Annotated in this window: 13 protein-coding genes, 2 pseudogenes and 1 riboswitch; of the genes and pseudogenes, 5 read left to right on the forward strand and 10 right to left on the reverse strand. The window is 47.5% G+C overall.

Annotated features, from left to right (window positions below):
- From ACGF63_RS15055 to ACGF63_RS15100, 10 genes are read right to left on the reverse strand one after another with little or no spacing between them, the layout of a single operon-like run.
- Window positions 1-798, reverse strand: a complete 798-nt coding sequence (locus ACGF63_RS15055; RefSeq protein WP_036848070.1) for a cobalt-precorrin-6A reductase — start codon at window positions 796-798, stop codon at window positions 1-3.
- On the reverse strand, window positions 795-1,520 hold the full coding sequence (locus tag ACGF63_RS15060; protein WP_036848073.1) for a precorrin-3B C(17)-methyltransferase: 726 nt from the start codon (window positions 1,518-1,520) through the stop codon (window positions 795-797). Before ACGF63_RS15060 ends, ACGF63_RS15055 begins: the two co-directional genes overlap by 4 nt.
- Entirely contained in the window at window positions 1,514-2,575 is a 1,062-nt protein-coding gene (gene cbiG / locus ACGF63_RS15065) for a cobalt-precorrin 5A hydrolase (RefSeq protein WP_152961698.1), read from the reverse strand. Before cbiG ends, ACGF63_RS15060 begins: the two co-directional genes overlap by 7 nt.
- Window positions 2,556-3,329, reverse strand: a complete 774-nt coding sequence (locus ACGF63_RS15070) for a cobalt-precorrin-4 methyltransferase (RefSeq protein ID WP_036848080.1) — start codon at window positions 3,327-3,329, stop codon at window positions 2,556-2,558. Before ACGF63_RS15070 ends, cbiG begins: the two co-directional genes overlap by 20 nt.
- A complete protein-coding gene (locus ACGF63_RS15075) occupies window positions 3,322-3,891 on the reverse strand; it encodes a decarboxylating cobalt-precorrin-6B (C(15))-methyltransferase (RefSeq protein WP_152961696.1) in 570 nt (189 codons plus the stop codon). The genes ACGF63_RS15070 and ACGF63_RS15075 overlap by 8 nt, the downstream gene beginning before the upstream one ends.
- On the reverse strand, window positions 3,888-4,481 hold the full coding sequence (locus ACGF63_RS15080; RefSeq protein ID WP_036848086.1) for a cobalt-precorrin-7 (C(5))-methyltransferase: 594 nt from the start codon (window positions 4,479-4,481) through the stop codon (window positions 3,888-3,890). The genes ACGF63_RS15075 and ACGF63_RS15080 overlap by 4 nt, the downstream gene beginning before the upstream one ends.
- Window positions 4,478-5,614: a cobalt-precorrin-5B (C(1))-methyltransferase CbiD gene (cbiD, locus tag ACGF63_RS15085; protein ID WP_023044078.1), complete on the reverse strand. Its 1,137-nt coding sequence runs from the start codon at window positions 5,612-5,614 to the stop codon at window positions 4,478-4,480. The genes ACGF63_RS15080 and cbiD overlap by 4 nt, the downstream gene beginning before the upstream one ends.
- Window positions 5,611-6,243 carry a cobalt-precorrin-8 methylmutase gene (locus ACGF63_RS15090; RefSeq protein ID WP_036848089.1) on the reverse strand — a complete coding sequence of 211 codons (633 nt, stop codon included), beginning with the start codon at window positions 6,241-6,243 and terminating at the stop codon, window positions 5,611-5,613. Before ACGF63_RS15090 ends, cbiD begins: the two co-directional genes overlap by 4 nt.
- A 15-nt stretch (window positions 6,244-6,258) precedes the next feature.
- Window positions 6,259-7,218, reverse strand: coding sequence for an adenosylcobinamide-phosphate synthase CbiB (gene cbiB / locus ACGF63_RS15095; protein ID WP_036848092.1), 960 nt, complete (start codon window positions 7,216-7,218; stop codon window positions 6,259-6,261).
- Complete coding sequence (locus tag ACGF63_RS15100; protein ID WP_387631763.1) at window positions 7,215-8,597, reverse strand: cobyrinate a,c-diamide synthase; 1,383 nt, start codon at window positions 8,595-8,597, stop codon at window positions 7,215-7,217. Before ACGF63_RS15100 ends, cbiB begins: the two co-directional genes overlap by 4 nt.
- Before the next feature lie 112 nt (window positions 8,598-8,709).
- Window positions 8,710-8,897, reverse strand: a riboswitch (cobalamin riboswitch).
- Between the two features lie 336 nt (window positions 8,898-9,233).
- Between ACGF63_RS15100 and dmsD the strand changes: the two genes are divergently transcribed.
- From dmsD to ACGF63_RS15125, 5 genes and pseudogenes are all read left to right on the forward strand, one after another.
- Window positions 9,234-9,830 carry a Tat proofreading chaperone DmsD gene (gene dmsD / locus ACGF63_RS15105; protein WP_036848095.1) on the forward strand — a complete coding sequence of 199 codons (597 nt, stop codon included), beginning with the start codon at window positions 9,234-9,236 and terminating at the stop codon, window positions 9,828-9,830.
- 421 nt (window positions 9,831-10,251) lie between these two features.
- Window positions 10,252-11,763, forward strand: coding sequence for a trypsin-like serine peptidase (locus ACGF63_RS15110; RefSeq protein ID WP_387631768.1), 1,512 nt, complete (start codon window positions 10,252-10,254; stop codon window positions 11,761-11,763).
- A gap of 522 nt (window positions 11,764-12,285) precedes the next feature.
- Window positions 12,286-12,393 (forward strand): annotated as a pseudogene (locus ACGF63_RS15115) (IS5/IS1182 family transposase); the annotation flags it as partial.
- A gap of 128 nt (window positions 12,394-12,521) precedes the next feature.
- Window positions 12,522-12,794, forward strand: a pseudogene (locus ACGF63_RS15120) (type II toxin-antitoxin system RelE/ParE family toxin).
- A 25-nt stretch (window positions 12,795-12,819) separates the two neighbouring features.
- A complete protein-coding gene (locus ACGF63_RS15125) occupies window positions 12,820-13,104 on the forward strand; it encodes an addiction module antidote protein (protein ID WP_152961693.1) in 285 nt (94 codons plus the stop codon).
- The last annotated feature ends 538 nt before the right edge of the window (window positions 13,105-13,642 follow it).

Genomic DNA, 13,642 nt, shown 5'->3' on the forward strand with positions numbered 1-13,642 from the left:
TTATTGCCCTCGTTGTTCCTGCCATTGGGTCAGGTGTTGGACAAACTCATCCAGCGAACTAATCTGCTCTCCTTCATCTGCCTGTAAGGTCTGTGCAGGACGGCACACAACAATACAGGGAATATTGAGTGCCAGGCAGGGAGCCACTTTCTGTTGATATCCCCCCTCAGCACCAGACTCTTTAGTCATCACAACATCAGGGTGGCAAAACTCATACAACGCATGATTGAATTCAGCCGTGAATGGTCCACGCAACGCAATAATATGATCGACCCCCAACCCCAGCGCCTCACACTGAACCAGTACCTCAGCCGTCGGCAATACCCGTACCAGTAAGGTTTTTCCCGGCAGTAAACGCTGATACAGCGCCAGTTGTTTACTGCCGGTGGTCAGCAATACCCGCGGTCCCAGAGTCCGGGCAACGTCGCAAGCCGCCTCCACACTATCGACTTTGTGCAACAATGGGTGATTCAGTAAGTCAATCTCACTGGGACGTTGATAACGGGTAAACCGCAGTGACAATTGGCGGCAAGCTGCGATCACGTTGTGAGTTAACGCGTCTGCGTAAGGATGTGACGCATCAATTACCCAACCTACCTGATGCTGATCAAAATAATGCACCATAGCCTCGGCATCCATTCGCCCCACCACTACCTCTCCCTGAATATCACCCGCCAGTTGCCTCCCGGCATCGGTAGCAACAGAGAGACGGTAACGCGCTCCTGCCGCGTCCAGTGCCCGGCAGATCAGCCGGGCGTCACTGGTACCGCCGAAAACATGGATAGCCGGATGGCTCATAGCTCATACCCCCGTGGCGTGATCATCAGCCCATCACGGCAATAGGTAGTATGATTGCCAACGATCACCAGGCTGGTCATGTCCACCGGTGAAAAGTCCATCTCGCCGAAAGTGGTAATCCATTTATCCTGCTTTTTACGCCCGGCAGCTTTTACCACCCCCACCGGCGTATGCGGATCTTTCCACGGCCGCATAAGTTCAAACGCTTTGGCAAGGTGCCCTTCACGGCCACGGCTGCGTGGGTTATAAAAACAAACAACAAAGTCGGCCTGCGCGGCGGCAATCACACGTTTCTCAATCACCGGCCACGGTGTCAACAAATCGCTTAAGCTGATATGACAAAAATCGTGCATTAACGGCGCTCCCAGTAACGTAGCCGCAGCAATGCTGGCGGTGATCCCGGCCACCAGTTTGACTTCAAGATCGCACTGTTGCTGGCAAACCAACTCCAGCACTAAACCAGCCATGCCGTAGATCCCCGCATCCCCGCTGCTGATCAACGCTACTTTACGACCGGATAACGCCAGATCAATCGCTGTCTGGCAGCGTTCAATCTCCTTGCACATGCCGGTCTTAATCACTTCTTTATCCATCGTCAGATGTTTGACCAAATGGGTGTAGGTTTTATAGCCGACAATAATTTCAGCTTCGCGGATCGCTGCAATGGCATCCTGCGTCATCATAGATTCATTGCCTGGCCCAATGCCGATTACGGTTAACATAATTGTGATACCCCCAAAGTGATAGTGACGCCCTGCTGACGCAAGGTCCGACCAACCAGTTTTCCTTCACTCATCAACCAGGCAACAGGTTGTGAAACACTGCCAACCCCCACCGTCTGGCGGACAAAATCGGAAGCGGGAAAACGTTGCTCATGGCGACTTAACTCATTAACACTGAACAACTTAAACGGTACACACCAACGCTGTGCAAGCTGATTCAACGCTGGCTCATCCTTCTTGATGACAACACTGCCGATGGCACTCAGGGCCATCAGATCAAAATGATTTTCCGCCATCTGCTGCTGCAATAGCTCAACCAGTGTTTGTAACGGGGTGTCCCGGCGACAGCCAATCCCGGCCACAACACGTTTTGGCACCAATTTATAAACCGGCAGAGGCAGTTCGGGCAGTGAATCGTGCAACGTGACACACACCAGCACATCCAGCTCCGGCAATGCCTCCAGACTCACTACCGGGACAAAACCACGGGTATCAAAATGTTCACGTTCGTTAAGTAGTGATTCATCCCACCACAGCCCGACTTTCTGACCACTGACCAGCATTTGGTTGACCACTTTCACCACATGGCGAAAATCCTGCATATCTGCGTTTAACTGAGTGGCAAGCGTATCCAGCGCCGCCACCCCGTTGATATCCGTAGCGGTAGTAATCACCGGATCGGCCCCCAACAGCTCCGCCAGATAATGAGTCAATGCATTAGCGCCACCCACATGACCGGATAGCAAACTGATAACATGTCGACCACGCTCATCAATCACCACCACCGCCGGATCATGCATTTTGTCGTTTATCAGTGGCGCAATCATTCTTACGGTGATCCCCAGCGCCGCAACCACCACCAGCGCCGAATAATGCTTAAACGCCTCACGCAAGGTGTCACCAAAACTGCCATTAAAAGGAAGAAACCCCGGCTCCAGCAGCTTTTCGCTGGTAAAACAGGTCAGAGGCAGATGCGTTCTCAACCTTCGTACCAATCTGACCCCGCCCGGAGTCAAACAGAACACAGCGATCGATTCATGCCCGGCGATATTCATGGCTAAACCCCGCATCGTAGAGCTTGGAATAGTGGTACTCCTCTCCCAGGAAAGCACCGACCAGAATCAAAGCGGTTTTACGGATACCCGCGGCCTGTACTTTTTCGGTGATATCAGCCAGCGTACCGCGCACGGTATGACTGTCAGCCCAAGTCGCTTTGTATATCACCACGACCGGCGTTGTGACCGGGTAACCTCCGGCCTGAAGACGTGCGACCACATGCCTCATCTTCTGCACAGAAAGGTAAATCGCCATCGAAGTCTGATGAGCAGCAAAGGATTCCAACTGTTCGAGCGGGGGCACCGGTGTACGTCCTTCAATTCGGGTGATAATCAAGCTTTGTGACACTTCCGGTACGGTGTACTCCACCCCTAACTGCGCCGCGGCACCAAGAAACGCACTGACACCCGGCACCGAGACAAAACCAATACCGGCATCTGTCAGAGCTTCCCCTTGCTCACGGATAGAGCCGTATAACGAGAGATCACCGGTTTGCAATCGAACCACCAACTTACCCGCATGTACACCATCCACCATCAGTGCAACAATTTGTTCCAGCGTCAGACTGGCGCTGTCATGGCATTCAGCCTCTGGCGGGCAGTAATCCAGCAGTTCGGTGTTAATCAATGAACCGGCGTAAATCACCACCTGCGCCTGCTGCAATAAACGATAGCCTTTCAGGGTGATCAACGCCTTATCACCCGGCCCGGCTCCCACAAACCAGACTTTCCGCGGATCAAAATGTTCAGACATCGATCTTCTCCTTGTAACAGGAAATCAGATAAGTCGGATTATTCGGCTTGAAATAGTGACCGCTGCCAAGTGATGCCAAAGTAGACGCCTGTAGCTGTATGCACTCTAAATCACTTACCTGACACGTCCGCAAATGCGCCAGCGCATCATTCAGGTTATTCAGCAAAATGAACGTCAGCACCAGACGGCCACCGGGGTACATGTGATCCAACGCCCAGTCGATCAGTGCCGTCAATTGGCCCCCACTGCCGCCAATAAATACCGCATCTGCCATTACATCCAATGCCAATGGCGCTTCTCCGGCGATAATCTCCACATTATGGCAACCCAACCGCTGACAATTCTCCCCAATCAAAGCCAGTGCTGCCGAATTACGCTCAATGGCGGTGACCGTCAGCGCCGGGAATCGCAGCGCTGCCTCCAACGCCACACTGCCGGTCCCTGCTCCCACATCAATCAACTGGCTGGCATGATTCAATTCCAGCCGCTCCAATGCCAGCGCACGAACCGGCTCTTTCGTCATCGGCACTTTCTGTCCGCGTAAAAATTCGTCATCTCTCATAAGATCACCACCACGTTCATGTCATAGTCAGTCGCCACCGCTTCTGGCCGCAGACGGTGAATACGCTCATTAGGCAAAGAGAGGTTTTCACCAATAATCAATGTACGGCTCAGGCCACGCGCAATAATGGCCTCCGCAATTGCCCGCGGGCCGACGCGCCCATCAGTTACCATCGCTACTTTGTCGTGTTGTAAAATCCAGTCGAAATCCGGGGTACGCCCGTGACTGCTGGTCAGATAGATATCGTTCATATCCAGTGCCGCTTTAGCACACAGATACTGAATTGAACTGATACCGGGAATGATGCGCAGATCATCTGCGGTAAAATATTCAGACAACAATTTGCCGATGCCATACAACAACGGATCGCCGGACGCCAACACCACAATATGACGTGTACTGTTGTTCTGTAACCAGACAAGCAAACTGGCAAGATCGGCATCCAATATGCGGGTTTCATGGGTGATGCCACTAAATATCTCCAGATGACGCCTGCCACCGACCAGTACCTCTGCAGCAGTAATATAATGCTGCGCCTGTGGCGTCAGATACGCCGTATCACCGGGACCAATACCGACAACAGTGATCATCGCATCTCCTCCAAAATGTCATTCAACGGACGGCTGGTGCCGAGGATCTGATTATCAAAGGAGAACATAATGGCGTCACAGCGCGGTGGGTTAACGGCAAAACGCAGCATCTCACTCATTCGTTCACAAATACGTTCGGCGATACGGTCATAAACCGCTTGCAAGCCATACTCTGCAATCAGTTCCATCGCCGCTTCTGTGGTATCGCAGCGATTAACCTCCAACAGAAGAGCCTGCGGCGCCCCCATAAGGGCCAGATAAGCAATCAATGTTTCTATGCGGCCATCAGCAATGTGACTGTGAGTATGAAAAATCCCCGCAGCCACCTTCACTAATTTGCCGGGATGCCCTACCAGCATGATATGGCGGAACCCGAGCCGAACCGCTTCCTGCAACATGTAGCCAACAAAGTTGCTCATCGTCACCACCAGTTGACCATCAAGCCCCAATTGTTCACGCACAAAACGCTCGCCGTGATTGCCGGGAACCAGAATGACCTTTTCGGCTCCCGCTGCACGTTTCATTTCCAGCTCTATCGCCAGTGAACGTTTCCAACTCTCCTCCGACATCGGCGTGACAATCCCGGTGGTCCCAATAATGGAAATACCGCCAAGTATTCCCAACTTCCCGTTGTAGGTTTTCTTTGCCCGCTCTTCACCTTCCGGTGCAAAGATCTCCACCTCCGCTCCCCGCATGGGGCCAATAGCCTCCCGTACCGCCGCCTCAATAGTCTGGCGTGGAGTACGGTTAATGGCGGCACTGCCTACCGGCAGCCCGACACCTTTGCGGGTAACCGTACCAACACCTTCCCCGCCGCTCAGATGGATTTCACCGTGATCGCACAGCGTGACACGGGCAAAAATCAACATGCCATGAGTCGCATCTACATCGTCGCCACCATCTTTACGGATAGCGGCGGTCGCCTGTTGGCCTTCAATCAGTGGCTGTTCAACGTTAAGGCGTAATGTCACACCAGAAGGGGTAACAATAGAAACATGGTCAATAACTTGCTGACGCAACACCATCAACGCGGCAACCTTGGCGGCGGCAGTGGCGCAAGAACCGGTGGTATAACCTTTGCGATACTGCTTACCGTTGTGCCAGATGCTGTCTAATTGCATCGTATCGCTCATTGTGCCTCCTGCAACCGGTACAGAATGGCATTGATAATCGCCGCAGCGATATTGCTCCCACCTTTACGGCCTGCGGCCGCGATATAAGGCAATTCGCTTTGCATCAACGCCGCTTTCGATTCTGCCGCGCCGACAAATCCAACCGGTACCCCGATCACCGCCAATGGTGAAGCCCGCCTTTCCAGCAAGCGGAACAGCGCTGTCGGAGCATTACCGAACACGAATATCTTGTCGCCTTCCTCAGCCAATGCGATATCCACCGCGGCCATAGAACGGGTAATACCCTGTGCTTTCGCCATCGTTACCACCCGCGGATCACTGATATAACAACGGCATTCACAACCCATTTGCTGTAACAACGCTTTATTGATACCGGACTGAGCCATCGTGGTATCGGTATACAGAATGCACCCCCGGCGCAATGCCTCAGTAATACGAGTCAGCACATCCGGTGAAAACCACAAAATATCCAGCCAATCAAAATCTGCGGTAGTGTGGATCACCCGTTTAATCACCGCTTCCTGCATCTCATCAACAAAACAATAATCGGGGCGTTCACAGGCAATAATATCGCCAATGATTGCAAAGCTATTCTGTTCAATTTGCTGAGGTTTCTGGAGATAGTTCATATTCGTTGCCCTTTTCTAAGACATTCCGACCAACAGTAAGCGCAGCAACGCAAACAACAGTAAGGCCAGTTGCGAAGCTATCATCATCAAGTGGATACTGAGCGGGATATCCGTCAGCACGATTTCACGGCGTTCATCACCAATCCAAGGTTTATCTACCCGTTCACCAAAATAGTAATTCGGACCGCCAAGGCGAATACCCAAGGCTCCGGCAACCGTCGCTTCAGGCCAGCCACAGTTAGGGCTGGCATGTTGATAACGATCGCGCCAGCCAATACGCAGGGCCTGACGAAAATCAACCCGGATGAACCAAGCCGCCGCACTCAGCAACAGCCAACTCAGCCGTGCCGGTAACCAATTTGCCAAATCATCCATACGGGCGGAGACATAGCCAATCGCGCGATATTGCGGCGTTTTGTATCCCACCATTGAATCAAGGGTATTGACCGCTTTGTAAGCCATTGCCAACGGCACACCGCCAATCATCAGGAAAAAGAGTGGCGCAATAACGCCATCAACGCTGTTTTCCGCCACCGTCTCCACCACTGCACGCGTGATTTGCGGCTCATCCAGTTGCGAAGTATCGCGCCCGACAATCCATGACAATTGCCGGCGACTTTCATCCAAAGAACCCTGCTGTAACACACCATGTACCGCCAGAGCGGCATCACTCAGACAACGGCCAGCCAACAGGGTATAAATCATCCATACTTCGGCCAACCAGCCGATCCAGGGATGAATGCAGTTCATCAACCATAAACATCCCCAGCTCACCAGCCAGGTCAAGCCAACAACGACTATCCACAACACTGCTCCACCGACTTTCAATGCTCGTTCATTGTGGCAACAGCGCCGGACAGCCCGTTGCACCCATGAAATCAGATGACCAATCCAACGTACCGGATGAGGCCAACGCGGCGGATCACCCAACCAACTATCGAGCAAGAAAGCAGCAAACCAGGCGGCAAGTGTCACAATAGCCTCCTCGCATACATCAGCCAGCGATCAAGCAGGCCAGGACGCTGGGCAAAATGGATATGAAGATAACTGGCCAGCGTTTGCTGTACCTGATAGCCCCCCGCCCATTGCTGGATTGCCATACCATCACGCCATTTCGTGCAGTCAAAGACCGAAGGTACCGAACTGATAAAATCGGAATAGTGGAACTCGTGACCCCGTAGAACCTCACCCTCTGCGGCCAGCAAAGTGTCACAACGGGCTTGTGCCTGACAGTAACCAAAACGCATCAACCGAGTTCCCATACGGCTTTCTCCCGGCAAAATGCCGGCCATCTGGTGACGCGCGCCTTCTCCATCGGTCAATGACTCGCCAAGGTACATCAGGCCACCGCATTCAGCATAAAGGGGAACCTGACGATAATGCGCATCCTGTAACGCTTCCCACATAGCACTATTGGCGGCCAATTGAGCGGCATAGATTTCAGGGTAGCCACCGCCCAGATAAATCATCTGACAATCAGGCAGACGGCGATCATGCAGTGGGCTAAAACGGTGAATACGCACCCCTGCCTGCTCCAGCATGTCCAGATTATCCGGATAATAAAAGTTAAAAGCCTCATCATCCGCCAGTGCCAGCGTTAGGCCGTCAGCCAGTGCGGGATCAGGCAATGATGGTGCCTCACCTTCCGGTGAAACAGGACAATCACAGAGCGCCAACAGACGATCAAGGTTGATATACGTTTCAACCTGTTGAGCCAACCGCTGCCAGCGAGCATCATCGGCAACCTGCTCCTGAGCAGGAATAAGCCCAAGATGGCGGGACGGCAACGACACATCTTGCATAACGGGCAAACGCCCCAGCACCGGAACACCACAATAATGTTCAATGGCACGACGGATGAGTTCGAAATGATTTTCAGAATTGACGCGGTTAACAATGACGCCCGCAATTGTCAGAGAGGGATCAAAACGACAAAAACCCAGAACAGTCGCTGCAACAGAAGTGGATACTGCCTTACCATCTACCAGTAAAATCACCGGACATCCCAACTGCTTAGCCATTGCAGCGCTACTGCAATAATTCGGGTTCGTACCATAACCATCATACAACCCCATCACACCTTCAATGACCGCCACATCAGCATGGCGCATATGCTGATTATACAGACCGTTTAAAGTTGCTGTTGGCAACATAAACGCATCAAGATTGCGGGATGCCACACCACACACCGAACTGTGCCAGCCGCTGTCCAAATAATCCGGACCCACTTTAAACGGCTGGACAGCCAACCCGCGCAGCATCAACGCCCGCAAAATGCCAAGGGTAACCGTGGTCTTACCGCAACCACTCCCCGTACCTGCAATAACAAACGCCTTCTTGCCTGACTGTTGCATAAAAAATTCCCGATATATCGACCGAGAATAGGTGTCAACAAGACGTGCCTGACGCAGCATCAGCACTGCGCACATCCATTGGATGACAACCCGCTTCCCTCCGAAGGAGTTGAATGTCTCATACCTGTCAGGTCGGTCTTCTGGCTTAGCGTCATCCTTCCCCGCCACCTTCCCAGTCGTTCCGACCAGTGGCATCAGCGGAGTTGTCAGCATCACAGCAGCGGGGGCTGCGGAGGATTTTCACCCCCTTCCCAACCACACCATTGAGGTGCAGTATTAACCCGACAGCGGTTTATTTATTTTTAACGTGACTATTTATTAAGTTATTAGATCGCTAATGATATATATCCATTTACATTATAATAACCTTATTAACTCCATTGAATTAAGATGCAAATTAAATATATATTCTTCATATCAAGAAGACGGCAGGATTTATTATTTTCGGCGATAAATTTATACGACTTATAACAAAAACCACCGCTAATCTGGTAACAGCGATAGTAACAACACCACAACAGATTAATCGTTGATCATAATCAACTATCTATTCATATCACATAAGTTTATGATGCAGTTTGTCATAAAATAGCTTCTTACACCCTCTGTATAACCGAATCACAATGAGAACTGCCGATGTTATTAGATACCACTGTTCCCCGCATTCTTGGCGCCTGTTTTTATTACTCACCGCTGTCAGAACAAGTCCGCCCGCTAATTCCATTGCTTACAGACATTGATAAATTATTTCCCTGGTCAGATAACGGAAAAATAGAAAATTTGACGAAAAAAATCGCTGCCTCGCCGGCGGAATCCCTGCAATATGACTATTCTATCCTGTTCGAAGGACAAGGAGCCATGCCAGCACCGCCTTGGGGATCCGTTTATCTGGACAGAGAAAACCTGTTATTAGGTGAAAGCACATTAGCTTACCGGGAATTTCTGGCGAAACAAAATATGATCATGTCCAGTCAACAACGGGAACCGGAAGATCAATTCGGCTTGATGCTGCTGGCTCTGGTTTATATTTTGGAACAAGGACATAAACCTGCTGCGCGTACACTGCTGGAACAGCACTTGCTACCGTGGGCATATCGTTATCTGGAACTGACTAAAGAGGCCAAACTGGAAAATGATTTCTATCCCATTTTAGCCACTATTACTATTGACTATTTGCAAACACTACAAACTGAATTGGAATTAATTCCAGCAAAACCAGAATTATTTCGCTAACATTTTTATCATTCCTCAATTAATGCTCCGGGTGAGAAATTAAGTAAAAACTAACAAACTCATATTCCCCCGGAGCTTAAACCCTATTTAATCAATTCATCATTTATCACGACGAACTTATACCAGAAAAACGCTTATCGTCAGCTTTCGTTCCATTGAACGTTATAGCCCTATTGCCGTATATAAAACTGTTCAGATGATTTTTATGTTATTTATTATCGGGTACGGAACACAGGCACCCAATAGAATGACTTTATGCGCTAAAAAAATGTTTATTAATTCATAAATTAGTAATCATTAAATACCCCAAAAGAGGATTTATTAAAATCCTAAAAAAAGTTTAGCCATAGACATTATTTTATTGATCAGCTGTTTTCTTTACATGGAAATATTAAAAATGTAAACAACCTAAGGTCAAAATATGAAAAAAATCTTTTTAGCTACTCTTATTACAGGGATTGTATCAACAAATTGCTTCGCACAAACACTCCCTGAAGGCAAAAATGAGCATATTGCTCATCAGCAAGACAACACCAACAACGAAGCTCCACTATTAAAATCGACCGATCCAGGTGCAGATCGATTCAAGCATGTTGGAAAGTTAAGAACGAATGGCCTCTGTACCGCCACACTCATTGCCGGCTCAGAAAAACCGGATGCCAATCAACAGGCTCTGATTCTCTCCGCAGGCCATTGTCTTGACGATACCTTAGACACCAACGAAGTAATTATTGATCAACCCGCCGGTCTTGGTTGGACGTTTACACCAAATTACTTTATTGACTTGATTGATAAACATCAACCTATTGATATTGATAAAGTTTTATACGCAACCATGAAAGGGGGTGACTTGGCGGTTTTCAGACTGAAAGCAACTTATGGAGAACTGGCAAAGCGCGGAATACTGCCGGTGACATTACAAAAAGAACTTAAGCCATCAGATCAGGCCGTTGAACTCGCTCATATACCTGTCAATGGTGTAGAGAGTGATAAACGTTATCTGCGATATTCCGACTGCCACATACTTGGAGAGACACCGCTTTTGTATGAACATGTGTGGAATTGGACGCCAAGTGTTTCTGTTGATTGTGCTGGTGTTTCTGGGGGAACCTCTGGTTCGCCGGTTATATTAAAAAATCAATCTAAGATAATTGGCGTATTAAATACCACCGTCACACCGGGTTACACTGGTTGTGGGCTTGGCCGGCCTTGTGAATTAGTTGATGATAAAGGTTACTCACGCAAAGGTGCCAGTTACTATATGCCTGTTAATAAAATTGCACATGCACTTACCCATGATGGAAAACTGGATTTAAATAAACTTGACGATGGCAAAGGGATCACCATTAGCGCCAGTGGCCCTCTTATTACTCAGAGTACCGTTAACGGCAGCGCTGCCACATGGAATTTACGACTTGGTGAGGATGGTTTTGACAAAATCCGCTATAAAAAAGGACTTGCGAGTCATACTGATTGCTCAAACCCTAAAGGGTACAGCAAACCCTTCTCAGTCACTGAGCAACCGCTGGATAAACTCCTGACACCTTCTAAAGAAGGAGTTTACACAATGTGTGTTATTGGACGACATGCTGAAAATAAACGCTGGCAGGATACATCTAACGCATCAGTAAAATTACGTGAAATTGATAACACCCCTCCATCAATAAAACCTGCAATAAGATTAGTCTTTGAAGCGGATGACAGATGGGTTGTTAATCCCATATTTAATCAATGGGAAATTGTTGACTTACGTATAAAATCAGGTCCTCTGGAATCTACGAAATGTGACGATTACACCGGATATTCTATCTATAGAAGAATACCGATTTCTCTTATGAAGAAAGACTCCCCAGTACGTTTTTGTGTATATGGATTGGATCAGGCGGGTAATAAAGGCCCAATAAATCATAGTGATTTTAGTGTTAAGAAATAAGTCTTTAAAATTGGCCAGTGTTTGCTGGCCTTTTTTATCTCTACTGATAAATATAAAATACGAATTATACTTACGACACTAAGGATTCAAGATAACAACTAATTAATGGAGAAAATAAATATTTTATGTAATCAAGCAACACCTGTTAATATCTATAAAAATATCCTCTATACGTATTAGATGTGATAGAAATCAGCATATCCATGAGTCAAGTAATAACCAAAATAACGATTTGCAGAAGAAATTATTAACTTAATATACCCTATAGATTTCAAGATGCATCGCGACGGCAAGGGAGCGAATCCCCGGGAGCATAACTATGTGACCGGGGTGAGCGAGTGCAGCCAACAAAGAGGCAACTTGAAAGATAACGGGTATATCCTATGAAGACGATCTTATGGATGATAGTTAGCTCACAAAAATCACTTGATGAGGTTTCAAATAATTTCATTAAAGGAGCCTGTAACATGACAATATCGAAAATTTTAACTGGTGCAGCTATCGTGGTTTTATCTTCGTCAATATCTTAAACGCTGGCGTGGTATAGCAACACGATATGCGAAAAATAGTCAGTCTTTCCTCGCCGCTGTTCAGATCCGTTGTCTCGCGCTCTGGCTACAAATCTCATGACGATATTTTATAGGGGCTATTGACGTTTTGAGAAGAATTTTTAAATGAAACACCCAGAAAGCCGTTAAAACTGTTAACTGCGGTTGACAACACAAAAGGTTGTATTATAGAAATAAATGAGGGGTAAAATGATTAAAGTAAATCGAACGCCCGAAGTAGAGAGATGGTTAAAATCTTTGAAAGACAAAACCACAAAAGCAAAAATCATTATAAGAATTGATAGAATGAAAGAAGGTAATTTCGGAGATGCAAAACCTGTTGGGAGTTGAATGTCAGAATTAAGAATTCATCAAGGGAAGGGATACAGGGTATATTTTGCTAACAGGAATAATGAAATAGTTTTGTTGCCTTGTGGTGGCGATAAAAATACACAACAACAAGATATCAAAAAAGCGAAATAAATAGCTAAAGAATGGGGATTTTGACATGAATAAAGAGCTTAAAGAGTTTGATGTTGTTGAGTTTTTAAATGATGATGAAGATATTCAAACCTATTTAAATGCAGCGATAGAGGAAAATGATACTAAATATTTATTTATTGCATTAGGCAATATCGCAAGAGCAAAAAATATCAGCCAGCTATCAAAACAAGTCGGAATGAGTAGAGAGAGTATTTATAAAGCACTTTCTGGAGAAGCAAACCCTACATTTAATACAGTGTTTAAAATAACGAAAGCGTTGGGTTTAAAATTACATTTCACAGGGGCTTAATTGCCCCGTTTTTTCAGTAAAAGGGTCTGAAGCCCAACCGTACGGAAACGCACAATAAGTGCATTTTTTAACCAAATAATTTGGGGTCATATAAAGCACACTAAGTGTGTTCTGACGCTGGTCAATAGCTTCTTAGCCGATTCGATCTTGCTGCTGGTCATTTTGGGCTTGCGCCCACCCCTCACTTTGCCTTCAGGGGTTGTAAGCCGGACAATGGCATTCAGTTAAGCTCTCATAACTGGGCTCCATAAGATGTACACGAAACGTCAACAGCCCCTAGGTAACTCTTTAATTGATTCTGGTTATAACACTTCCCGTGAATTGGAATACCCCATAGTTTACCAATATATGTGATTTATTTTAGGTTATTTTTTAAACGAAAACTGACCGGAATTCAACCGAATCCAATATTGCTTTTCATAATCGTCATTTTGGTTATTTATTGATACGTGAATATGCCCGATTTTTGCCATACTAAATCCCGTTTAATGCTTTAACAGGCTGCCTTGACAAAGAATACTGTCAGTTAACGGGTTAT

The organism is Photorhabdus sp. RM322S (genome assembly GCF_042879395.1).
In the GTDB taxonomy this organism is placed as follows: domain Bacteria; phylum Pseudomonadota; class Gammaproteobacteria; order Enterobacterales; family Enterobacteriaceae; genus Photorhabdus; species Photorhabdus khanii.

Bases quoted from the DNA above. Each gene is read 5' to 3' on its own strand.
- ACGF63_RS15055 (WP_036848070.1), bottom strand. From the start codon at position 798: ATGAGCCATCCGGCTATCCATGTTTTCGGCGGTACCAGTGACGCCCGG.
- ACGF63_RS15060 (WP_036848073.1), bottom strand. From the start codon at position 1,520: ATGTTAACCGTAATCGGCATTGGGCCAGGCAATGAATCTATGATGACG.
- cbiG (WP_152961698.1), bottom strand. From the start codon at position 2,575: ATGAATATCGCCGGGCATGAATCGATCGCTGTGTTCTGTTTGACTCCG.
- ACGF63_RS15070 (WP_036848080.1), bottom strand. From the start codon at position 3,329: ATGTCTGAACATTTTGATCCGCGGAAAGTCTGGTTTGTGGGAGCCGGG.
- ACGF63_RS15075 (WP_152961696.1), bottom strand. From the start codon at position 3,891: ATGAGAGATGACGAATTTTTACGCGGACAGAAAGTGCCGATGACGAAA.
- ACGF63_RS15080 (WP_036848086.1), bottom strand. From the start codon at position 4,481: ATGATCACTGTTGTCGGTATTGGTCCCGGTGATACGGCGTATCTGACG.
- cbiD (WP_023044078.1), bottom strand. From the start codon at position 5,614: ATGAGCGATACGATGCAATTAGACAGCATCTGGCACAACGGTAAGCAG.
- ACGF63_RS15090 (WP_036848089.1), bottom strand. From the start codon at position 6,243: ATGAACTATCTCCAGAAACCTCAGCAAATTGAACAGAATAGCTTTGCA.
- ACGF63_RS15100 (WP_387631763.1), bottom strand. From the start codon at position 8,597: ATGCAACAGTCAGGCAAGAAGGCGTTTGTTATTGCAGGTACGGGGAGT.
- dmsD (WP_036848095.1), top strand. From the start codon at position 9,234: ATGTTATTAGATACCACTGTTCCCCGCATTCTTGGCGCCTGTTTTTAT.
- ACGF63_RS15110 (WP_387631768.1), top strand. From the start codon at position 10,252: ATGAAAAAAATCTTTTTAGCTACTCTTATTACAGGGATTGTATCAACA.
- ACGF63_RS15125 (WP_152961693.1), top strand. From the start codon at position 12,820: ATGAATAAAGAGCTTAAAGAGTTTGATGTTGTTGAGTTTTTAAATGAT.